Source organism: Vibrio sp. T20 (assembly GCF_007858795.1).
Taxonomy (GTDB): domain Bacteria; phylum Pseudomonadota; class Gammaproteobacteria; order Enterobacterales; family Vibrionaceae; genus Vibrio; species Vibrio satsumensis.
On the sequence record NZ_VFEB01000061.1, the window covers coordinates 49,556 to 72,106 of the forward strand.

Annotated in this window: 16 protein-coding genes; 5 read left to right on the forward strand and 11 right to left on the reverse strand. The window is 44.2% G+C overall.

Annotated elements, in window-relative coordinates:
- Positions 1–7: 7 nt before the first annotated feature.
- The 4 genes from FTW16_RS04700 to FTW16_RS04715 form a co-directional block, all read right to left on the reverse strand.
- Entirely contained in the window at positions 8–1,405 is a 1,398-nt protein-coding gene (locus tag FTW16_RS04700; RefSeq protein WP_146490241.1) for a type II and III secretion system protein family protein, read from the reverse strand.
- Positions 1,398–2,276: a Flp pilus assembly protein CpaB gene (gene cpaB, locus FTW16_RS04705; RefSeq protein ID WP_146490242.1), complete on the reverse strand. Its 879-nt coding sequence runs from the start codon at positions 2,274–2,276 to the stop codon at positions 1,398–1,400. The genes FTW16_RS04700 and cpaB overlap by 8 nt, the downstream gene beginning before the upstream one ends.
- 30 nt (positions 2,277–2,306) lie before the next feature.
- On the reverse strand, positions 2,307–2,486 hold the full coding sequence (locus FTW16_RS04710; RefSeq protein WP_146490243.1) for a Flp family type IVb pilin: 180 nt from the start codon (positions 2,484–2,486) through the stop codon (positions 2,307–2,309).
- 69 nt (positions 2,487–2,555) lie between these two features.
- The gene (locus tag FTW16_RS04715; RefSeq protein ID WP_146490244.1) at positions 2,556–7,415 is read right to left on the reverse strand and encodes a DUF1566 domain-containing protein; all 4,860 of its coding nucleotides are present in this window, start codon (positions 7,413–7,415) and stop codon (positions 2,556–2,558) included.
- Positions 7,416–7,657: 242 nt separating this feature from the next.
- On the opposite strand from FTW16_RS04715, the gene FTW16_RS04720 reads away from it, so the two are divergent.
- Together FTW16_RS04720 and FTW16_RS04725 are read left to right on the forward strand one after the other, a co-directional pair.
- Entirely contained in the window at positions 7,658–9,661 is a 2,004-nt protein-coding gene (locus FTW16_RS04720; protein WP_146490245.1) for a hypothetical protein, read from the forward strand.
- A 206-nt stretch (positions 9,662–9,867) separates the two neighbouring features.
- A complete protein-coding gene (locus tag FTW16_RS04725; protein ID WP_146490246.1) occupies positions 9,868–11,049 on the forward strand; it encodes an MFS transporter in 1,182 nt (393 codons plus the stop codon).
- 107 nt (positions 11,050–11,156) lie between these two features.
- Here the strand turns inward: FTW16_RS04725 and FTW16_RS04730 are convergent, their stop codons facing one another.
- From FTW16_RS04730 to FTW16_RS04750, 5 genes are all read right to left on the reverse strand, one after another.
- The gene (locus FTW16_RS04730; protein WP_146490247.1) at positions 11,157–12,071 is read right to left on the reverse strand and encodes a DMT family transporter; all 915 of its coding nucleotides are present in this window, start codon (positions 12,069–12,071) and stop codon (positions 11,157–11,159) included.
- A gap of 369 nt (positions 12,072–12,440) precedes the next feature.
- On the reverse strand, positions 12,441–13,094 hold the full coding sequence (locus FTW16_RS04735) for a hypothetical protein (protein WP_146490248.1): 654 nt from the start codon (positions 13,092–13,094) through the stop codon (positions 12,441–12,443).
- 73 nt (positions 13,095–13,167) lie between these two features.
- Entirely contained in the window at positions 13,168–14,484 is a 1,317-nt protein-coding gene (locus FTW16_RS04740) for a hypothetical protein (protein WP_146490249.1), read from the reverse strand.
- Between the two features lie 173 nt (positions 14,485–14,657).
- Complete coding sequence (locus FTW16_RS04745) at positions 14,658–15,578, reverse strand: LysR family transcriptional regulator (protein WP_146490250.1); 921 nt, start codon at positions 15,576–15,578, stop codon at positions 14,658–14,660.
- A 153-nt stretch (positions 15,579–15,731) separates the two neighbouring features.
- Entirely contained in the window at positions 15,732–16,625 is an 894-nt protein-coding gene (locus FTW16_RS04750; protein ID WP_146490251.1) for a DMT family transporter, read from the reverse strand.
- Between the two features lie 123 nt (positions 16,626–16,748).
- Between FTW16_RS04750 and FTW16_RS04755 the strand changes: the two genes are divergently transcribed.
- Positions 16,749–17,231 carry a MarR family winged helix-turn-helix transcriptional regulator gene (locus tag FTW16_RS04755; protein WP_146490252.1) on the forward strand — a complete coding sequence of 161 codons (483 nt, stop codon included), beginning with the start codon at positions 16,749–16,751 and terminating at the stop codon, positions 17,229–17,231.
- A 98-nt stretch (positions 17,232–17,329) separates the two neighbouring features.
- On the opposite strand, the gene FTW16_RS04760 is transcribed toward FTW16_RS04755, so the two are convergent.
- Together FTW16_RS04760 and aceB are read right to left on the reverse strand one after the other, a co-directional pair.
- On the reverse strand, positions 17,330–17,770 hold the full coding sequence (locus FTW16_RS04760) for a GlcG/HbpS family heme-binding protein (RefSeq protein WP_060980973.1): 441 nt from the start codon (positions 17,768–17,770) through the stop codon (positions 17,330–17,332).
- A gap of 103 nt (positions 17,771–17,873) precedes the next feature.
- Positions 17,874–19,499: a malate synthase A gene (aceB, locus tag FTW16_RS04765; RefSeq protein ID WP_146490253.1), complete on the reverse strand. Its 1,626-nt coding sequence runs from the start codon at positions 19,497–19,499 to the stop codon at positions 17,874–17,876.
- A gap of 313 nt (positions 19,500–19,812) precedes the next feature.
- On the opposite strand from aceB, the gene gcl reads away from it, so the two are divergent.
- Complete coding sequence (gene gcl / locus FTW16_RS04770; protein WP_146490254.1) at positions 19,813–21,585, forward strand: glyoxylate carboligase; 1,773 nt, start codon at positions 19,813–19,815, stop codon at positions 21,583–21,585.
- Between the two features lie 171 nt (positions 21,586–21,756).
- Positions 21,757–22,533: a hydroxypyruvate isomerase gene (gene hyi / locus FTW16_RS04775; protein WP_146490255.1), complete on the forward strand. Its 777-nt coding sequence runs from the start codon at positions 21,757–21,759 to the stop codon at positions 22,531–22,533.
- Positions 22,534–22,551 lie beyond the last annotated feature (18 nt).

Genomic DNA, 22,551 nt, shown 5'->3' on the forward strand with positions numbered 1-22,551 from the left:
GATGTCCTCAGTAGTAGAACCCGTTGTCACCCAGTAAGCGAGGCTTCTGGTTGTCGGTATAAGTCGCTTTATTATTTGATGTTTTTTGTTGCTCTCTTGGCCATGCCAGTAAACGTTCAACATCGCTCAATGGGATTAAGCCATCGGTTGGTAGTGGCATTGAGTCCGAACGAGTCGGTTGAACTAGGTAAGCCGTTACAATGATGATCAGTTCTGTTTCTCTACGAGTGAATTCAGTCGAGCGGAACAGGCTACCGAGTACTGGTATCTCACCGATGAGCGGTACTTTTTGTAGTTGTTCGATGTCTTCCGATTTCAATAGCCCACCTAAAGCAAAGCTCTGCCCACTTGCCAATTCAATGGTGGTGGCGGCGCTACGAGTGGTAAAAGAAGGGAAGTTAGTTCCGTTTATCACTTGTTGGCTCTCGATTGAGATGTTACTGACCTCGGGATTTACTTTTAAGCTGATACGGTTTTGACTGAGCACGGTTGGGGTGAAGTTCAGTTTTACACCGAAATCTTTGTATTCGATTTGAGTGGTGTCAGCCGTGATCAGTGGTAGCGGTACTTGCCCACCAACCAAAAACTCCGCATCTTCGCCTGACATTGCGGTCAAGTTAGGTTCAGCAAGCACAGACATCATGCCGTTGGTTGCTAGCGCATCAATCAGAGCAGTAATGCTCGGCTTGCCCCAACTACTGACATTAGGCAGCTTTGAAAACGAAAATTGCCCCACACCGCCAGCGATTGAACCCCATTTGATGCCCAACTTATTGGATACATTTCTTGAGACTTCAGCGATTTTTACACGAATGTTGACCTGATTTGGCATGGTGACAACCAATTGATTGATCAGCTCATCATCATTGGGTTGAGTCTGCTGATTTTGATTGGTTGAACTACTGCTGTTGCTATTGTTTCCTTTCGAACTTGAGCTTTCTGGTTGTCCGGTAGAATCGACAACCGGGGATAGGTAGCCTTTTGCTAGCGACACGATATTGTGTGCCATCATCGGAGAAGAAACGCGTCCTTTAAGCCATAATTTTCCGCCCAGAGATTCCGCGTTGACTGACGCTTCAGGGAATTTGTTTTTAACCAGTTCATTGAACTCGCGGCTGTTGTGCGTGACGCGAATTTTATTGGTATAAATCACGCGCTCTTGCTCATTCAAAACGGTGATCGTAGCGCTGCCAGCTCGCTTACCAAATACCATTACCTTAGTGTTGGTTAAGGTTTGGTAATCAGCGATATGGGTGCTAGAGATGAAAATAGATTTCGCTTTTTCTGGTAAGCGAATCATTCTTGCCTCATTGATCGTGACATCAAATGTTGATGCTGCAGATGCAAAAGAGACACATAGGCTTGATAGCAGGAGAACACCCCACCAACGACAGATGTTAGCCATTGTTATCAGCTCCAGTTTTATTATTGACGGTTTTATTTTCGGCTCTAAATTCCACCAAACCCACGTCAGGCAATACCTGAGTTGTGTCTGGAGAAATGACTTTCAGCGTCACGGCATTTGCGTGTTGAGGTTGATCTTGAGCCTCGTTTTGCCCGCGTAATACAAGCGTTAACTTTCCTAGTTGTTTTGCAAGTACCACTTGGTTTGCTTGCTCGGGTGTCACTTCTAAAGAGACACTGCTGTCGTCAGGGATACCATTTTCGAAACCATTAGATTCCCGAGCCTTTTGATAAGATTCTGCGGTTTGCTTGTTATTGAATGCCAAGACTCTTGCATCATGCACTATCGTTGTAACGTACAATCCTTGAGATGAATTGCCATAACGAAGTAGCTCACCATCCTGAGAACCGAGTAGGAGAATATCCACTCTGTCGCCCGGTTCAATGAAGCCTGAATTAGACGTGACTTGATCGACAGGAACCGAAATCGCGCGATAGCCCGGTTGCAACTTCAATGAGAGCGAGTAGCCACCTTCCGGCTCGGTAATGTCCGCTTTCGACAATATTGAGTCTTTGACGAGTTTGGTGCGTGCTAGCCCTGACATCGTGTGGTCGGCAGAAATATCTTCCGGTGTCACGTGGTCGATGTAGTTCTCCAACTCTTGTTGTGGAACTTCTTTCCACCGGAACGAGTTTGGAGTGTAGGTTTGGCCTATCTCGATAGTGCGAGTCGGAACCAGCACTTTGATCGCTTTCTCAGCAGCCGATACGGAGGTGCTCGCAGACTCGTTATTGGTTTGACTCAACAGTAAAACGGATAATCCGAGCACCGAGCAAAATAACGACAGCAACATGAGTCGCTTGGAAGTCATAACTATTCCTTTAATTTACGGTAAACGGACTTATTCTGATTTTTGAGCGTCTTTGAGCTTATCGACGACAGTCTGGTAAGCGCCAGTAATCTCTTTGGTTAGATCGCCATTCTCACCGCCAACAAAATTGAGTAGTACGACTGCCATTGCTGCTGCGAGAATGGCGTATTCGATTGCGGCTGCACCGCGTTGCTTTTTCTTGTTCAACATTTCTTGTTTCCTAGATGAAAACAGCCTCAGCAGAGGCTGTTGTAGTAATTAATAAGAGATTTTTAGTGCCTATTTGGCAACAAGTCGGTATAGGTAGCGGCCGTCGTAACTTTGAGTGCCGACTTGGCTCTCATCCATGGTTGTCATATTCAATCCGAGGACACGACCATAAGGAGCGGGATCGCTGGTGATATAGGAACTATGGTTGGAATAAACGCCACCAGTCACCTCGTTAAACTTGAAGACATCCGCATTGATCGGCAGCAACCCGTATAGCTCTGCTTTCGATGGGTAGCGCCAGTTCGTCTTGCCACATACTGTTTGTGTATTTCGTGTTGAAATTAACGGTGTTACATCTACGTATTTGTTGAAACGGCTAGTGTCTCCGTTGGTAAACAGTTGCCACACGAGGTTACTGTCTGTGTCTTGTGCGCAAATGGCATTTTGGCGATCGGCTACGATGTTCCCTTGCATATCTAGGTACTGGTATGTTGTCGCTTTTTCTCTAACCAGACGCCCTAAGATTACGGCATCTTCAGTACCACCGACTGCCGAACGACGGACATCTTGGTAGCTGCGTTCAGAGCTGTAGTTTGTGATGTATTGTTTGATGTCCTTTGCTTGATTCGACCAGTAGTAAAAAATCACGCCACCGTAATAGCTAGATTTGTCATACTCCGGATCAAGCCCTCGATGATGAGGGAATGCATCTGTATCGATTGTTATGGTCGAGTTTGAGCTAGAGATTGCTTTAGTTTGTAGTGAAAGTAGCTGAGACAGCGCTGGTACTTTCCAATCATTGAAGCCACATAAGTTCGCATTATTAGTGCTCTCTAGCAGGCCGTTACTGCCTAAAACACTTGCTACACCAGAGGCCGAAGCGTCATAAGCGAGATCGTCAGCACCATTTGGGCGGCCGTCTTTGAGCAGTGTCCAAACTCGGCGTTTGCCTGTGATGTTAGTGTCTTCAACACAACGCCAGCCTTGTTGGTAGGTAGTGCTTTTTGGTAGGTAGTTGCCTAATTCGTCCAATTTAGCGAAGCGGCTGCTTACCATCGCGTCTGCTTGAGAAACGCTAAAGCCATTGTCTTTTGCCAGTTTCAGTCCATCTTTTGCTAGCACTTTTGATTGTACTAGGTTGTGGATTTTGGCGGTCGTGTTCATCTCACTGACAAACTTCTGGAACAATGTTGTTAAGGTGGCAAACTCCGAGGCTAGCGTTTGTGTTGATGTATTTAGCTCGCTTACGAACGAGTTAACCATTTCATATTGTTGTTCTAGAACTGAAATCGCGCTGTACAGGTCTAAACTTGCTTGGTGAATATCCTTAGCCAGTGACGCTGAACTTAGTGCGTTGGTTGAGCTGGATAGAGTTACGGATTTTTGCTGCATGAACGCCAATTTTTGAGCAAATTCAGAACCAGAGACTAATGCGCTCAGTGCAATGGTGTTTTGCTCTAATTTAGCGACTTGCTCCTTATACGCTTTTACCTTGCTAATGAATTCAAGGCTCTCAGTATCAGTTCGGCTTTGAGCAACAGATGCCTGAAATTCAAGAGCTTTTAGTTTTAGCTTCGTATTCTTAAGATCATCTGCCCATGGTTGGGCTAAAGCCTGTAGTTCTAGTACTTTAGCTTGAGCTTCCGTTTCTAATACAGCGTAACCTTTGCTCTTAGATTGGTTGGCGGTTAGCCAGGTTTCTAGATAAAGCTCCGTAGCGTTAATTTTTGTATCTTGTGTACTCAAAAATGCGGTTATTTCAGTCGTCGCGCTGTCTACACCAGTAAGTAACTCTGCACCCGATGGCAATTGCCATTTAGCGTATGCGTATTTTGAATAATATTGCTCAACAGATTCCTGGCCTTTGTTGATAGTGACAGCGACGCCATTTTTATCCGCTAATATATTCATTGACTGATTCGATACCAAGTAACCACCACTTCTTAGATTTGATGGCAGTGTTGCAGGATCTCGCTGTGATAGCGTGATCACTTCATTGGTGTTTGGAAGCGTCCAACCTGTGATACCACAATCATCTACCTTTGTGATCTTATCGAATACAGTATCGATTTCTGAAGAGAATCGTTCCGCCCAAAACGTCGGTTCCCCTTGTCCTTTATCATCGTATTCAGCAATGCAATTTAGGGAGTAGGTATTCCATGAGCCACCGTAACTAAAATCAGCGGCTTGCGAACGGGTTTTCATCGGTACAAATTTTAATGCCGTGAAGCGGCTACCAGCTGTTGTAGCCCAAAGGGTGTCGCTGATTGAGTTTGAGACACCTTGTTTCGCATTTCTTTTTAATCGAACACCGACATTGGTTTTGTCGTACCCTTCTGGGCCAATAAATTGAGGTTTTGATACAACAGGATGCCAAGTGAGGCCTTTGTCATTGGTGAACTCATAGTATTCGGCTTGGTCAAAACGAACCGATTGACCCTCAACGTTGGCGGTTAAGTAATCCCATTGAAATCCGTTGGTATTGACTGGATTACTGCCTGTGAAAGTATTTACAATTTCAGGCGAGGTTGGCGCCGGGATTTCAAACACTTTGGTAAACGCTTGTGCAGTTGGAGTTGCAACGCCATGAGGCATACCATTAGTTGGGTTCTGCCTTACTCGTAATTGCACTTCAGCGATGTTCTTGTCTACATTGCCAATGACTACAGGCTTAGCGGTTACTTTTGTCCAAGTTGAGCCGGAGTCGAGTGTGACTTCGAAATGCTCTGGTTGTGTGAATTCGCCAAAGTATGTCCAATCTAGCGTGTTGTCCGTATCGTTCACCACTAGTCCAGTTGGAGCATTGGGTGCAGATGGACGAACGGTAAACGCAGTATCATTTGTCAGCTCTGCTCCACTAGGACGACCGGTAATTGGATCTCGTTTGACTCGCACTTGAATTGAGTCAATAGCGTAAGCTTGATCGTTTAACTGATAAGGTTTCTGAGTAACCGTTGCCCAACCTGTGTTGAGTACATTGATCTCGTAATTCGCAGCTTCTGAGAAGCCTGTTACGAATGTCCAATCAAATGTGTCTAGCCCATCGTGAGTGATTGGAGATGTTGGTGCCGGTGGCTTATCAGGTGTCATCGAGTATGGCTTATCTGAGCACAGCGTTTCACCAGGATCATGTTGAGGATCTGTTCCTGCTTTCACTCTCACACAGACTTGTCCCTTAGCAAACGTCTCATCTGGGACTGCTTGTGGATTGCTAGTTACAGGGCTAAATGTAAGACCTCTGTCTAGTGAGTATTCGTAGAAGTCACTGCCAGCAAACTCTGTAACTTCTGTCCACGCAAACGTGTTTTCAGCATCATCAATAATCGGCAGGGTTGGCGCAACAGGCTGGTTTTCTGAGCGAGTGAAAGCCGTACTGATCACTAGTGGAATGCCTGCGGGGCGAGCATCTTGCACATTGGATTTTACACGGATAGAGATGCTGTTAGTCGGAAGTGAAACGTTGCCAACCACATATGGAAGTTCAGTGACAGTATTCCAACCGTTACCTAGATTAATCTCGTAGAAAGATGGCGCATCATATCCAGAGACCCAAAGCCAGTTGATCTGATTGGTGCTGTCGTTTGCAAAGTCCAGCACAGGTTTTACTGGTTGCGCTGGGGTTACTGTCATCGGTTTGTCTGAAATAGCACTTAAGCCGGTCGGGTGACCTATGGAGTCATCCTTCGCGACACGTACTTTTAGATGCCCAACTGGAATGTCTAAGTCTTGAATGCGTTGAGGTTTTTCAGTTGCTTTTACCCAGTTAGCACCGTTATCTAAAGAGTACTCGTAAAGAGATAATTCATTAAAAGAATCGACCAGCGCCCAATCAAATTCATTGCTCGCGTTGTCCACGGTGACCCAAGCGGGTGCTGCTGGAACTGTCGTTAGCGTAAATGCTTTGTGTGAAAGAAGCGGTTTACCTGCTGGAGTATTACGTGCACTAGAGGCTGCGACTCGAACCTGAATAGCGCCTTTATCGAATGCCTGTTTTCCAACCACAATCGGTTTGCGAATGACAGTCGACCAGGTGCTACCGGCATCTAGCGAATATTCGTAATCTGTGTTGTGGTTGAAGCCACGTACAAACTGCCAGTCGAAGGTGTCTGAGGCATCATTGACCTGACCATGTTTAGGAGCCGGCGGTCTAGTGATGATTTCATTGCCATCGATGTCTTCTTGGGAAACTTTGAGTTGATCTCGGTACTCCTTACCAAGTTGCTTCAATGCGCTATCGGTTCCTGATGCACCATGAGACAGCAAATCGGTCTTGGCTTTAAATTCTGCCAAATCAAGTTCGGCCAATTTGTACATAGAGCCTTTTCGAGCATTCACTTGGTCGACACCTGCATCAACAGAGGCCATTTGTGCTTCTTGAAGTACGCGAGTAACACCGCGTGCAAACATGTGTACTTCACGGCTTATCGCTGAGTTTGATGCGGAATAATCACCAACAGCCAGTTGTTTATCGATGCCTAAGTCGCTGGCCACAAGCTGAGTTGCTTCATCAAAACTGATGCCACTGGTTTTCGCTACACTCGCAATAAGAGATGTCATGGGGCTGATCACGTTCGAAGTGTTACTCGGTACTTCTAACGTAAATCCCGATTCAATAGGCTGATTCGGTGAATCCATATCGATGGTTATACCGGCAACCGCTTCAACCAATATTGGGTATTGGGCGACATCATTGTCGACGTCTAACTGAAATCGTCCTTCGGCGTCCGTAGTGGCAATTTCTCCATCAGCAGAGTCGCACATAGCATTGCTGTTTCTGTCTAAACAAACCTTCGCGTTGCGTAAATAACCATCTAAAGCAATGCCCGAAATATTCTGAGAACTTGGCTTAGTTTGTGACTGTTCGAGCTTCGGATCTGACTCTGCTCCGCCACAAGCAATCAGCATTGTGGAAACGAGTGAAACACTCATTAATTTGTATGGATTCCTTACCACCTGAACTCCAAATAATTTATAAATTACCCATGGGAAAGGCGGAGGATATTAATTTAAATGATAGTAATTATCAATATCATTTGATCTTTTATTTCGTTAAGTGATTTAATAGCAAAATAAAATACTATCAATCAAATCATAAACTAGGTGAATCGGTCGAAAAAATGCACAATAAATTCTTAATATGCAAATTGTCACTAGCAATCTCTAGTGTCTTAATGGTCTCTGGATGTGGAGGTAGTTCTGATAGCGAAAACCCAGTTGGGTCTACGGCTTCAGGCTATGCGTTTCTAGATTCATTAGTATGCGCTGATGCAGATCTGAATGGCGTATGCAGTGATCAAGAGAAACAGATTGCTGATGTTTCTGGGTACGCACAGCAAAGGCAATATGATGGTGCAATTTTGACTGCTTCTCCTGGTATGAAAGTGGTGACGCCTTTCACTACTTTGATTCATAGCGAGATGATGTTTAACCCAACGGTAAGTAACGATGTAGAACAAGCAAAAGCATCACTTCAAAGTAAGTTAGGCGATCATGTTGGCATCAATTTTAGTGTGCTGGACTCAACTCATGGAACTAAAGATCTATCAAATCTGTTGTTAAAATCGCTGAAAAAGGCGCAAAGTGACGGGAAGCAGTCTTCTTATACGAATATTGCTCATGCTCTTGATTTGATGATAGAACATAAGACTTTAGACCTATCTAATATTGACGTTGCTGGTACGGTTTCTCGGCATCTACAAATTGAAGACTCTTTGGTTGTTCGCGGTTCACAATCGGTACCGCAATTGTCTGGTGCGAAGTCGATAGCTCTGAATCCAGCGAACAGTCAGATTGTGTTTTTAACGGCTAATGATGTGGTTATGCAAATTGATAGCTCTTCACGCAATAAGCCGGTGACAATCAATGGTGACCCTGCATCTCAAGCGGTTTCTGGTCTGGTTAGTATCCGTTCACACGACGACGATGACGATCACGACGACCATGATGACGATGATGATGACCACGATGGCGATCACGGAGGTGGTACTGGAGGCGGAGAAATACCGGTCGACTCGAGTGAAATCATTCAGTTAGTTCCTGCGTTAAATGGTGTTCAGGCCTATAAGGTTTACAAACCGACCGCTTACGTCTCACCCACATCGAGTGATATTTGTAATAGCCAAGGCGCTAATGGTGTTTTCCTTACGAGCCTCAATGGTTCGAATAACAACAATGTTGGCGTGAAGGCTTTTGCGATTGATACATACAGCAGTCGCAGTGGAGGTACGCTTCCACCCATTCCAAAACCTAATCCAGCCGTGCCGCCTAAATCGAGTGAGTCGTGCATCAATGATAACTTCGCAGCAGTGGTCCCTCTGTTACAAAGTGGCTCGTTACTGGCGATTAAAAATACCGGAAGCTCGATATACTCACAGCAAGAACTCAAATTGCTAAGCGCTAATAAGCTTGATATGAAAAGCTGGAGTCACGCATTGAAAGCTTCCTCACCGCAAGTCATGTCATCTTACGACGAAAGTGAAGCATTAATTGTTTATAAGAATTACTTTTCAAACAGTAATTTAGCGGCAGAAGTTATCGACACCTCTAACCTATCCACTAAAATGACGATTGATAAGTTAAACCTTAAAACAGCCAATATTGTCGTGAATCAGCAGATATTGTTTGGGTTGGATAGCAATAAGGTTGAGTGGGTGTCTAACTCGATACAACAAACTGTACTTGGGGAGCTGACCGTTGATTCTGCTATTAGCAAGATCGCGACATCGCGAGACGGAAAAACCAGTGCGATTACCACAGCAAGTTCTCTTTATATCGTTGATAACATGACGAGAACCTTACTTGTAACAGAGTCTCTGAGTAACAATGCTATCAAGTCTTTGTATGTGTTAGAAGATAAGGTGATTGTGTTAACTTCTTCGGGTGCGGACTATTATCAGTTCCGAAATATCAGCGGCCCGGCTCTCAAGGTTGGCAGCCAGTTGGTGACCAAAGAACTCCTCAAAAAGTGGGAAGACAGCGGCAATTCAAGTTGGAGTTCAACGAACTTGGGCTACATTCTTTCTCAAACGGGTACGGAAAGTAACATCTCCGATAAATTTAAAAACGTAAACCTCTCGTTTTCTCCGACCAATGCGACAACTTCAAGTGGCATCTCTGGTGTGCACGTCAGTGGCTTAGAACGAGGTGAATGGCTAACTTTCTATAAAGGTCTTTAACGGTTTTTTGCATCAAAGAAGGGAGACTTTCTCCCTTCTTATTCGATTCCCTTCCTTTCCATATTACAGACTATTTACCCAGCTTATAGCTTTGTTCAGCTTCTATTTGTAGCTCTTATAAACATCAAAAGCACAAAAGTTAATCGTTTGTTAATTGCCATAAAACCGGAGTATGATACTGGATTACTATTTAGGATTTTGTTGTCATGAGTGCATCAACCGCGAGCTGGAAAACGCCGCAAAACTTCTTATTATTGATTTCGATTGTTGTCCCTATTGCGTTTTCGAGCTGGATGGCTCTGCTGAATAACTTCGTGATTGAGAAAGCGAACTTTGACGGTGCCGATATTGGCTTGCTGCAAAGTGTTCGTGAAATCCCAGGCTTCTTAGCGTTTACCGTGGTATTTGTGTTGGCATTTATTCGTGAGCAACGCTTTATGTTGATATCGCTGGCGATGCTGACCGTGGGCACGGCGATAACCGGTTTATTCCCTTCACTCACAGGCTTGTTGCTGACGACGGTTTTGATGTCGACGGGCTTTCACTATTTTGAAACGCTGAAGCAGTCTCTGTCACTGCAATGGTTGAGTAAAGAAGAAGCGCCCGAGATGCTGGGTAAAATGATCTCAGTCGGCGCACTGGCATCCTTAATCACTTACGGATCGATTTGGATGATGCTAGAGCAACTTAAACTCGATTTTGCTTGGGTGTATGGCATCACTGGCGGCATTGGTTTTATTTTGGTTTTGGTGATGACCTTTGGTTTCCCAGAGTTTCAGACCAAGACTCAACAGAATAAGAAATTGGTGCTGAGAAAGCGTTACTGGCTCTACTACGCTCTTACATTTATGAGCGGAGCAAGAAGGCAGATATTTACCGTGTTTGCAGGCTTCTTGATGGTAGAGAAGTTCGGTTACTCGGCTGCTGAAATAACACTATTGTTCTTAATCAACTACCTATTTAATTTCTTGTTCGCAAAACGCATTGGCCGATTTATTGGTGTGGTTGGCGAGCGCAAGGCGTTGATCTTCGAGTATGTCGGTTTGATCGGTGTGTTCGTCGGGTATGCCTTAGTACAAACGGCGGAATGGGCGGCAGCATTGTATGTTGTCGATCACCTGTTTTTTGCTTTAGCTCTAGCAATTAAAACCTACTTCCAGAAAATTGCAGATCCTGCTGACATGGCATCGACCGCTGGTGTTTCTTTCACCATCAACCATATTGCCGCGGTCGTTATCCCAGTCGTATTTGGTGTTATTTGGTTATCGTCCCCTGCAACGGTTTTTTACATTGGTGCAGTGATGGCGGCGGTTTCTTTGGCGCTGTCTTTAAATATTCCTAAGAAGCCTGAAGAGGGCAATGAAGTTCGGTTGTTTAGTTGGCGCTAAGTTGGTTTCAATATGATGAGGTAAACAAAAAGCTCCAATAGCGATATTGGAGCTTTTTATATGTGTTAGGTCGAGAGATCTAATCGATCAAATAGGTTTCAGTAGGATTAGCTTCTTACGGTTTTTAATCCTGTGCGTAATTTGAAGATTCCTTTTGGTGCCTTGGTCAGTAAGATGCCACAAAGTAGAGGGAGCATCATAAGCAGAGACTGTTCAGATAGAACTTCACCATTGATGTAACAAGAGATCAGCAGCGCAACCACTGGGAAAATAAGGAAACAAATTGATGCTTGGAACGGTGTCGAAACCTGTCCTAGTTTAAAGTAAGCCACAATGCCACCTACACTCGCTACAAAACCTAGATAAACTACAGCTGAAATTGAATCCCAAGTGAAAGATTCAACATTCACGTTTTCACCAGCTGCCGACACTGCAAACAAGAAAATCGCAGCAATAAAACTTGGTACCGCGTTGTAAGTTAGTACTTCGATGCCTTTACAGTGCTTTTGAACCAACACGTACATCACCGCGTGAATCGCAACCGCAAGCCCCAGGCAAACCGTACCAATAAAGTAGTCATCACCCCCCATCTGCATTTCGTTACCTAGAATTAAACACAGGCTCACAACCGCAGTAACTAGGCCGAATATTTGATGCCTTGCTAAGCGCAGCCCAAGGAACAAACCCGACATCAGCATCACAGCGACGGGCATGTTCGCGAAGATGATCGACGCCAAACCAGAAGAGATGTATTGCTCACCATAGATCATCAAAGTGAACGGAATAGCAAAATACATCAGTGCCACAATAAGCAGCCATTGACGCTTGCCCTTCGGAAATAGCAAAGGTTGTTTAAAGACTTTCGCTAATACTGCGAGCAACGGTGCTGCTAGGAGAAAGCGCAGTCCGGTAGCAAAAATGGGTGGGATAGAGTGCAATGCCACTTCCATAGCGAACCAAGTGGTTCCCCAAATTAAGCAAACAGAGACAAAAAGCAAGATAGTTAGCGACTTCGAATTCATGGTGACTACTCATTAATAATTATTTTAAATCATAGGCTTGTAGCGCCTTAATGACGTGGCACAGTATAAGCAGGTCATCGGAGAAAAGTTTTGTCTTTTTGTCTTTAATTGCAATAATTTGTAGAAATAAAACCTATTAAACAGTCATTAAAGGTAAAAATTTTTCATGAAAGTAGGCTGGGTTAAAGTCATTATTCTTTGTGAGGTTTTGTTGAACGATAGAAAGTTAAAATTGAGGAAGAAGCTGCGAAATTGACTTAAGTCGATTACGGTATTCGCAACTGATTGGAAAGGCTACTGCATGAAGTAAAAAGCCCCTTTATTCAAATAAACTATAAAGGGGTGAGAGCTACCACACGAAACGGTAAACTAAAAACGTAGGTTGAAGCCTAGCTCAACGCTGCCATCAGAACGAAATACGTCTCCTGGGCTAACGCGTTTTTGACCGAATGTATATTTCACATAAGGTTCCACCCATTTGGGTTTCAGGGTAAAAGTGACGTCTTGGCTGTTGTAATAACCTTGTGAACCCGTTAATTGGCGATCATGGCTGAATGAATAAGAGAAGTTCATAAACTCTGTGGGAGAGTAACTTGTCCCGATAGTGTTTTTCCATTCTCTGTCTGTCATATCTATTAGGGATAAAGAAACATCGCGCCATTCATGCGAAGTGTTGGCAAAAACCATAATATTGTTGGTGATGGCAGTGCCCCCAAATAAGCCGATGTCGTAGATATCGATAAGGTCAGCTCGGCCATAACTCACGAAAGCTTCAGTGTAAAAGTTACCTAGCATCAAGCCGTAACCAGTCCCTATTTCTAGGTAACCTTCCGAGTCAATTTCTGCACTGATGTTGATTTCTTCAGTTGCTTGAATAACTCCGGATACTGTCCCTATCCAATTATCACCAGCCTTCGCGGTTTGAAAGCTCAAGCTTGGTTCATGATAATTCAAAGTTTGTAATTGATGGTCATTTGCATATGCCGCAAGGGGCATCAATAAAGGGATTAATAATCGTTTCATCGTGTTCTCAACTCTCAAATAAAAAGGAGCCGCTAATAAGCGGCTCCCTTGCTTTTGCATTTATTATTTTTTATTAGCTGCGGCTAGCGCGGTCTTTGACAGCTTGCTTAATTTGCTGACGTTGTTCTTGAGATAGAGATTGTGCCTTTTGACGAATTTGCTCTGCATTTAAATCTGAGCGAAGCTCAATACGTTCAGCAACTACTTTCTTTGCTTTATCAGAGATATTTACATCAACAATTTTCCCGTCATTAATAATAATGCTTACCGCCTTATCATTAATACTAATCCATGTTGAGCCGTCAGTATTTTGTCCGGATTCAAGGCTAGTAATCAGTTGGTCATTTAAGCTTGGTGGTAGTTGTTTTTCAGAATCAGGAGATACTCCCCATTCACCATCAATGGTTGATTTTTCCCAATCAATTACCCATTCACCACGATTGTCTTGATAAATAACATAAACGTCGTCAGAGTTCATGGCACCTAGTCGAACTTCAAATGATCCATGAGTGTCACCTGGCTCAATAATTAATACCGTTTTACCATCTTCGTTGTACACGTAAGCTTGTTGGTGTTCTTTACTAAACTCGACAGTGTAAGGTTTATTTGGATTATCCCAACCGCCATCAAATTCAGGTAAGTCGTTATCTGGGTTTACCCAACCCCATCCATTATCTACATCACCTCTGATGATGGTAATATTACCGTTGCTGTCTTTTCCAATTTGCATAGTTTCGCCAGTAGAGAAATCAGTAAATACGATTCGGCCTTTTCCATCATATTCAGCTCCACCAACAACAACACCATCAATTGTGACTAAGTTAGTTGTTGTATCAATAACATAATCAACGCCATTAATTGTCACTGGTATAAATGGGTTTGTGTGTCCTTCATCACCATCCCATTTAGGTGGTAATTCTGGTGCAGGTTTCGTGACATCCCAGCCATGATCTCCATCCCATGAATCATCATCTTTAGGTGGTAGTTGTGGGTCTGGTTTTACCGTTTCAGAAATAATTAAACGGCCATTTTCAACTTTAAGTACTGCTTCTCCACCATTGTTGCCATGGAAGATAAGCTCTGAACCTTCTTTTTGTATGTGGCCAATAGTTTCACCTTGAGCATTTTTTACTTCATCACCATTGGTTACATAAGTTGTACCGTTTAAGCGAATGACCGTATTACCATTGCTTCCTTGTAATAAGCTAGCTTGGTAATTATCTTCGTCACCACTAACGATTGCTGCTTGTAGGTTTTCGCCTTGGAAGTATGTAACATCAGCAATACCATCTTGTGGATCAATACCACCGCCGTTATCACTTGAACCAGAAGAAGAGCAACCAGCTAGGAATGAGGCTGCGATAAGTGTGCTTAGTAATTTTAGTTTCATGGTTTACTCTCAAATATTGTATAGGAACTAAGGTTGCTTCTTGCAGTGTTATGTGGCGTTCCTAGCCGATGAGAGAAGTATATGGATTGTGTAAAAAAGCCTCTAATCCCTTAAAAGAATAGAGGCCTTAACGATGAGTTATTAATGAAAGAGGGGAAAGGTGGTGATAACCGCTAGTTATCATTGAGCAATAGCTCGAGTTTTTTCTTGAGCCATAATGTGACTGGGCTGTTTCGGTTTTTATGGTGGTAATACGCACAAACGGTTGGCTGAACGTCTGCACTGTCAAATAACAACTTAATCGCTCTGAGCGAGGTCTTTTGTTCGATCTCTAAAAACTTTGACGCCGGAAAAATCATATCTGAGTTTCTAACTACATCAATGACGGCTGATGGTAGCTCGGAGCGAAAGCCTATATTGGCAGTATGGCCTTTTAGCTTCAAAATCTTTTCCGCAAGTGATTGGTGTGAATTCCAATCAACAGCAATGACAGAGGCTATTTCAAAATTGATCCCATCTTTTACTTCTAAAAAATTGTTTTTATAAGGGTGATCTTTTCTCACATATCCTTTGAATGTGTCCTTTGCTATAGGTTGTTGTAGTAGCTCTTTTGGGGCGTGATTTATCTCATAGTTAAGTCCAATGTGTACTTCATCGTTGATGATGTCAGTCATTGTTGTTCCTGACCAATTTAATAGTTGAACTTGTACTTGAGGTGCTTCTGCTCTTATTGCCTTGAAAAGTTTATTTGAAAAGGATGAAAGCAAATATGGGGATAAGGCGACTTTAACAACACCGTCTAGCTCTTCAGGGTTGAACTCATTACTACTGTTTAATGCAGAAGAAAGCTCATCGAGTATCGGAGAAATACTCTCAGCCAACATATTCGCGTGTTCAGTTGCTCGTAAGCCGTGATGCGTTTTGACAAATAGTTCATCGTCGAAATGATCGCGCAATCGTTGTAGAGCTTTACTTATCGCAGGCTGAGATACGAATAGGCGCTCGGAGGCTTTACGCATGTTTCTTTCTTGATGAAGAATGATAAAAGTGCGAAGTAAATTTAAATCTAAGTTCGAGAATAGATCTTTTGCCATAAGGAGCACCGAATGATTATGAGTTCTTTAATCATAAGTTGGTAACCGCTTGAGAACAAATAGAAAACGTATATAGATGTGATGCTAATAAAACAAAACCCGCACTTGGCGGGTTTGTTGGGCTCTGGAATAGGTATTTTCTATATGCGCTTGCTATTGAGTAACAGGTTTAATTTGCTTGGACTGTCTAATTGCCAAAATAAGTTGTGGGAGCAGCGACATCACGATCATGCCAGTCATTAACGAGTATTGGACTGCAGTGAATGATTCACCCATCAAAACCATACCAGTCACGATGCCAGCTACTGGGTTTGCAATACCACCGAAGGTGAAATCAACCACTGACATACGTTGCAGTAACCATACATACATGCCGTAACCTAGTGCTGTGTTTAGGCCAATCACCCACACTAGCCCCATAGCATTACGAGTATCGAAATGAGTCACTGCGTTAACATAAGGCTGCGGGTCGATGAATGCATGAACGCCAGAAGCTACGGATAAAATCGTACCACCCAAAATCAGTTGCCACGTTAATACCTTCCACCAATGCATGCGATTACCTAGTGATTTGGTAATGCTGCTACCGATGACGATACACATGATCGCGGCGAACATTGCGCCTAAACCGATTGGGTTCAGAGCGATTTGGCTTGGGTTGAAAAGTATCCACGCTAAGGTGATCAAGCCAATACCAGACAGGGCTTGAATTAGATGCGGGCGTTGCTTTTTCACTACCCAGTGAAAGATCATCGCAAATACAGGCACGGAGATCATGCCTACACCAGAGATGGCCGAAGGCAGCGTTAACGCCATTACGAAGATCAAGCCAAAGAAGGTCGCAATATTGATAAGGCCCAATGTGAAAATGATTTGCCACTCGCCTTTTTTAGGCAGTGTAGGTTTTACTGCTAGCAATAACAAACCAGCAGGTAACGCACGCAAAGCACCCAATAATAATGGTGGCCACTCCTGTAGCGTAAATTGCGTCACTGCATAGGTTGTTCCCCAGAAGAACGCGGGGATCATTGCTAATAATATGTTCATATAAAATATCTTTACGTTAAGATAATTGTTGTGTGAACTGTATACTGAGAACTAGTGGTTGTAAAGTATCTTTATGTTAAACTAGTTTAAAGTAATCAGACTAACAACGGAGTGAGATTGCAAATGGATGCTATCGACCGCGTAGTAGAGCAATGGGCAAAGGAAAAGCCTGAGCTAGAAACTGAGCCTATGGCAATGATGGGCCGGATTATGCGTATTGCCAAGTATATGGAGACTCAGGTTGCCGAGCTTCATAAAAAATACGACATGAAACTCGGTGAGTTTGATGTGCTAGCCACTTTGCGACGTTCTGGAAAGCCTTACCGACTCACTCCCTCGGAGCTGATAGGTTCGATGATGCTGACATCTGGCGCGATGACCAATCGCCTTGATAAGCTAGAAGCTAAAGGGTTGATCAGCCGTGAGCACAGCAAAGAAGACCGACGTAGTGTGAGTGTCCAGCTAACCAAAGATGGTCTCATTCTGATTGACCAAATGATGACTGAGCATGTCGAAATGCAGAAAAAACTGGTTAAATCCATGTCTGCGAGTCAGAAGAAGAACACTAACCAACTCCTGAAAACGTGGCTGAGTGCTTACGAATAGTTTTGCTGATCTTTCTTTAGATTTATTAAAAAACCGAAGCTTAATCGCTTCGGTTTTTTGTTCCTTTCTAAGAGTTTCAAGTACAAAGAATTGGTGAATTAAGCTTGCAGCATTTCATCACTGAACAGTTCCGCGCACCCAATACCATTGATGGCGCAGCTTTCGTCTATATCTGAAATGTCACCGCTTACCCCAATAGCACCGAGTACCGTTTTATCCTTGTCTCGAATTAGTAAGCCCCCTGGTACTGGCACCATATTACCGTGTGCGAGTACGTTTACGGCGGAGATAAATGCTGGTCTGGTGTCAGCATCTTGGGCGAGTTTTCTAGAGGAACAACCCAGTGCGAGTGCTCCCCACGCTTTAGCGATAGCGATGTCTGGTCGCATCATGCTAGAGCCGTCTTGACGTTGCAAAGAAATCAACTTGCCACCACTGTCTAAGACGGCGACCGTCAAAGGCTCGGTGTGGATCTTGTTTCCTGCTTTTAAGGTTCCATCTATGATGGTTAACGCTTGTTGTAGAGTCAAACTTCCCATGTTATCTCCTAGTTTTTCAAGGGGCATATGTACCAAGCTCAGTCAGCCAATTGCTACTCATGTTCATGAATACCATTGACGGATTCAACTTGGTACAAGAGTCCTAACTGGACTCTTGTAGTAGCCCATAGCTGGGTAAAGTTAGGAAGGCAGCGAACTCATCGGCTGTAGAAAGTTGATAGAAAAGATCGGCTGTCTCTTCAAATCGACCAGCTGCATAACGCGAGTCTCCGACTTCATGTTTTATCGTGTCTAGCTCTTGGTAAAGCCAAGAGTGGAACAGTTGTTTGGTAAAAGTTTGGCCGTCATCAAGTGTGACTCCGTGGTGGATCCATTGCCAGATGTTGGCTCTTGAGATCTCAGCGGTTGCGGCATCTTCCATCAAACCGTAGATAGGCACACAACCGTAGCCTTGGATCCAAGCCTCAATGTAATAAAGCGCGATGCGTATGTTTTTGCGCACGCCCGCTTCGTCACGGCTTCCTTCACAAGGTTTCAATAGCGTATCTGCGTTGATCACATGCTCAGGGCTTTGGAAATCCATTTGGTTTACTTTGCCATCAAGGTGTTTATCAAAGATCGACATTGCTAAATCAACCAATGCTGGATGCGCTACCCACGTGCCATCGTGACCATTTTGAGATTCTCTTTGCTTGTCTTCGATAACCTTGGCGGTGACACGCGCCATCTCTTGAGGATCTTTTGCTGGAATGAAGGCTGACATACCACCCATTGCCAGTGCACCGCGTGCGTGACAAGTGCGAACCAACAGTTGGCTATACGCGTTAAGGAACTCTTGATCCATCCCGATCCCATGACGGTCAGGCAGGATGCGGTCTTTATGGTTCTTCAGCGTTTTGATGTAGCTGAAGATGTAGTCCCAGCGGCCGCAGTTCATCGCTACGATATGATCACGCATGGCATACAAAATCTCTTCCATCTGGAATACAGCAGGAAGCGTTTCAATCAAAACGGTCGCGCGAATGGTGCCTTTTGGTACGTGGAAATAGTTTTCGGTGAAGCTAAAAATATCGTCCCACCATTGTGCTTCTTCCATGTTTTCAAGTTTTGGAATGTAGTAATAAACTCCTAAACCTTGTTGTGCGCGTGATTGATAGTTATGGAAAAAGTACAAAGCGAAGTCCATCAAGCAACCACCGATAGGCTGATTGTTAAATTGGATGGACTGCTCTGGTAAATGAATGCCACGTGGACGAGCAATTAGTAGCGCTGGATCGTTATTTAACTGGTAATTCTTTTGCTTCTTTTCATCGAAGTAGCTAATGGTACCGAGGTTGGCGTCTCTAAGGTTGATTTGTCCCTCGACCATATTGGCCCAAGTTGGGGAAGACGCATCCTCAAAGCAGCACATGAAGACTTTGGCTCCTGAGTTCAGAGCGTTAATCACCATCTTGCGCTCGATTGGGCCGGTGATCTCCACGCGGCGATCCAGTAGCTCTGGTGGTGGTGTTGCCACTTTCCATTCTTTATTCTGGCGAATAGAGATAGTGTCTTTTCTGAAATTGGGTAACTCCCCCTCGTCGTATTGAGCCTGTTTTGTGTCGCGGTCACTTAGCAGGGCATGACGGCGATCTCCAAACTTATTCACGAGAGCTTCTAAGAATTTTAATGCATCTTTAGACAAGATCTCTTTGTACTCGGAGTTGTCCATATTCCCGAGTACCTGCATACACTGTACTTCTTCTCTCTCTTTTACGTCATTCATCATTGTTGTCTCCTTTAAACAATACGATGCTATTTTGTATACAAAATGCTCTTTTTAAGGATATTTATATTGCATAAATTGTAAACAAGCAAAGGGTATTTAACATTTATTTATCATTTGATCTTTTTGTAATTTATTTTTACGTAAAGATATTTCATGTAAAGCAATGAATTGTAAGCTTTTCAGGCTTGTTTGCTGTTCAAGAGGATAGGTTGATGTAACAAAAATGTTTCAATCTAGGGTTGATAAATGCTGAGGATGATTCATAGTGTACAAAAGTTAGTTTAATTGTATACAATCTGAACTGGAGGTTCGAATGGCAATTATGAAAGCGATTGAAGCAGCGGTAGAAGTGCTTAAACGTGAAGGCGTAGACATCGCATTTGGTGTTCCCGGCGCAGCAATAAACCCTATGTATGCGGCTATGAAAAAGCTCGGAGGAATCGACCACGTCTTAGCTCGTCACGTAGAGGGTGCATCCCATATGGCTGAAGGGTACACGCGTACCAATCAAGGTAATATTGGTGTGTGTATTGGTACCTCTGGTCCTGCGGGCACGGATATGATCACGGGTCTGTATTCTGCATCTGCAGATTCGATTCCAATTCTATGTATCACAGGCCAAGCGCCACGTGCTCGTCTTCATAAAGAAGATTTTCAAGCGGTCGACATTGAATCTATCGCTAAGCCAGTAACAAAGTGGGCAACCACGGTACTGGAACCTGCACAAGTGCCACGCGCATTCCAAAAAGCGTTTCATTTAATGCGTTCGGGTCGTCCAGGTCCAATCCTGATTGACCTGCCTATCGATGTTCAGCTAGCTGAAATTGAGTTTGATATCGATACCTATGAACCGCTAGAACCATATAAGCCACAAGCAACACGTGCGCAGGTTGAGAAAGCACTAACCATGATGTCTCAATCTGACAAGCCGCTGATTGTATCTGGTGGTGGTGTAATTAATGCTGGCGCATCTGAGTTGCTGCAGCAGTTTGCAGAAATCACGGGTGTACCGGTTATCCCAACCTTGATGGGCTGGGGTTCTATCCCAGATGATCATGAATTGATGGCCGGCATGGTGGGGCTACAAACCTCTCACCGTTACGGTAACGAAACCATGCTCAACTCTGATTTTGTATTTGGTGTAGGTAACCGCTGGGCAAACCGTCATACCGGCTCTGTCGATGTTTACACCGAAGGACGCAAGTTTGTGCACGTTGATATTGAACCGACCCAAATCGGTCGAGTGTTCTGTCCTGACTTAGGTATTGTTTCTGATGCGAAAGCAGCACTTGAGCTAATGGTTGAAGTTGCTCAAGAGTGGCGTGATGCAGGCAAGCTGCCAAACCGAAATGCTTGGGCAAGTGAGTGTCAGGAACGCAAGTCGACCATGCTGCGTAAAACCAATTTCGATGAAGCACCAATGAAACCAATGCGTGTTTATGAAGAGATGAACAAGGCATTTGGTCGTGACACTTGCTATGTGAGCACTATTGGTTTGTCGCAAATTGCTGCTGCTCAGTTTCTGCATGTTTATAAGCCACGTAACTGGATCAACTGTGGTCAGGCTGGCCCTCTAGGTTGGACAACACCTGCGGCATTAGGTGTACGAGCAGCCGATCCGGACCGCGATATTGTCGCTATCTCTGGTGATTATGATTTCCAATTCATGATCGAAGAACTGGCGGTAGGTGCTCAATTCAACCTGCCATACATTCATGTGTTGGTGAACAATTCGTACCTAGGTTTGATTCGTCAAGCACAGCGTCAATTTGATATCGATTATTGTGTACAACTGGCGTTTGATAACCAGAATGCGCCTGAGCTTGAAGGCTACGGAGTTGATCATGTCGCGGTTGTGGAAGGCTTAGGTTGTAAAGCGATTCGAGTTCGTGAGCCTGAGCAAATTGCCGCTGCGTTTGAGCAAGCAAAAGAGCTGATGAATAAGCATAAAGTCCCGGTTGTTGTTGAGCTAATTCTTGAGCGAGTAACCAACATAGCAATGGGTGTCGAGATCAATGCCATCAATGAATTCGAACCGCTTGCCGAAAGCCGCGGCGATGCCCCGACAGCGCTTGCATACAAGTAGCTTTGTTGTACGTGTACCCGTTGAGCCAAAGCTTGGCTCAACGGAGAAGCTCCAAGAGATCGGAGCTTCATTAAGCAACCGTAGCTTCACTAAGCAGTCATAGTTTCAATAAATAACGGTTTCTTTGCCTAATAACCAGAGCTTCATCAAATAAAGAGTAAGGACAGAGTCATGGCAAAATTTGCAGCAAACTTGTCAATGTTATTCACGGAAGTTGATTTTATGGATCGCTTTGAAGCCGCAGCAGAAGCGGGTTTTCAGGGCGTGGAGTACCTTTTCCCGTATGCCTTTGATGCAGATAAAATTAAAGAAAAGCTTGTCGCTAATAATTTAGAACAAGTGCTATTTAATCTACCAGCAGGGGATTGGGACGCCGGTGACCGTGGTATAGCGGTCGACCCTGCACGAGTTGAAGAGTTTCAAGCGGGTGTACCTAAAGCCATCGCTTATGCAAAAGCGCTCGGCTGTGCTCAAGTGAATTGCTTGGCCGGGATTGTTCCGGAAGGTGTGACCCAACAAGACGCGCAATCAGCGTTTGTGATTAACCTGCATTACGCGGCGAACGCACTAGCAGCAGAAGGCATCAGCTTAGTGATAGAAGCGATCAATACCCGCGATATTCCGGGCTTCTTCTTGAACACCACTGAGCAAGCCAAAGCGATCATCAAAGAGGTAGGGAGCGATAACCTTTCTATCCAATACGATATTTATCACATGCAAATTATGGAAGGCGATCTCACGCCGACCATGCAGCAGAACATTGGTCAAATCGCACACGTGCAACTGGCTGATAACCCAGGCCGACACGAACCGGGTACTGGCGAAATCAACTACCCATTCGTGCTCAACTATCTTGATGAGCTTGGTTATCAAGGCTGGGTGGGCTGCGAATATAAACCTAAAACGACAACGACAGAAGGCCTTGGTTGGCTGCACCAGTACCGTTAATTGCGTCTGGTAACCCTC

Coding starts and splice junctions, on each gene's coding strand:
- FTW16_RS04700 (WP_146490241.1), bottom strand. CDS start 1,405: ATGGCTAACATCTGTCGTTGGTGGGGTGTTCTCCTGCTATCAAGCCTA.
- cpaB (WP_146490242.1), bottom strand. CDS start 2,276: ATGACTTCCAAGCGACTCATGTTGCTGTCGTTATTTTGCTCGGTGCTC.
- FTW16_RS04710 (WP_146490243.1), bottom strand. CDS start 2,486: ATGTTGAACAAGAAAAAGCAACGCGGTGCAGCCGCAATCGAATACGCC.
- FTW16_RS04715 (WP_146490244.1), bottom strand. CDS start 7,415: ATGAGTGTTTCACTCGTTTCCACAATGCTGATTGCTTGTGGCGGAGCA.
- FTW16_RS04720 (WP_146490245.1), top strand. CDS start 7,658: ATGGTCTCTGGATGTGGAGGTAGTTCTGATAGCGAAAACCCAGTTGGG.
- FTW16_RS04725 (WP_146490246.1), top strand. CDS start 9,868: ATGAGTGCATCAACCGCGAGCTGGAAAACGCCGCAAAACTTCTTATTA.
- FTW16_RS04730 (WP_146490247.1), bottom strand. CDS start 12,071: ATGAATTCGAAGTCGCTAACTATCTTGCTTTTTGTCTCTGTTTGCTTA.
- FTW16_RS04735 (WP_146490248.1), bottom strand. CDS start 13,094: ATGAAACGATTATTAATCCCTTTATTGATGCCCCTTGCGGCATATGCA.
- FTW16_RS04740 (WP_146490249.1), bottom strand. CDS start 14,484: ATGAAACTAAAATTACTAAGCACACTTATCGCAGCCTCATTCCTAGCT.
- FTW16_RS04745 (WP_146490250.1), bottom strand. CDS start 15,578: ATGGCAAAAGATCTATTCTCGAACTTAGATTTAAATTTACTTCGCACT.
- FTW16_RS04750 (WP_146490251.1), bottom strand. CDS start 16,625: ATGAACATATTATTAGCAATGATCCCCGCGTTCTTCTGGGGAACAACC.
- FTW16_RS04755 (WP_146490252.1), top strand. CDS start 16,749: ATGGATGCTATCGACCGCGTAGTAGAGCAATGGGCAAAGGAAAAGCCT.
- FTW16_RS04760 (WP_060980973.1), bottom strand. CDS start 17,770: ATGGGAAGTTTGACTCTACAACAAGCGTTAACCATCATAGATGGAACC.
- aceB (WP_146490253.1), bottom strand. CDS start 19,499: ATGATGAATGACGTAAAAGAGAGAGAAGAAGTACAGTGTATGCAGGTA.
- gcl (WP_146490254.1), top strand. CDS start 19,813: ATGGCAATTATGAAAGCGATTGAAGCAGCGGTAGAAGTGCTTAAACGT.
- hyi (WP_146490255.1), top strand. CDS start 21,757: ATGGCAAAATTTGCAGCAAACTTGTCAATGTTATTCACGGAAGTTGAT.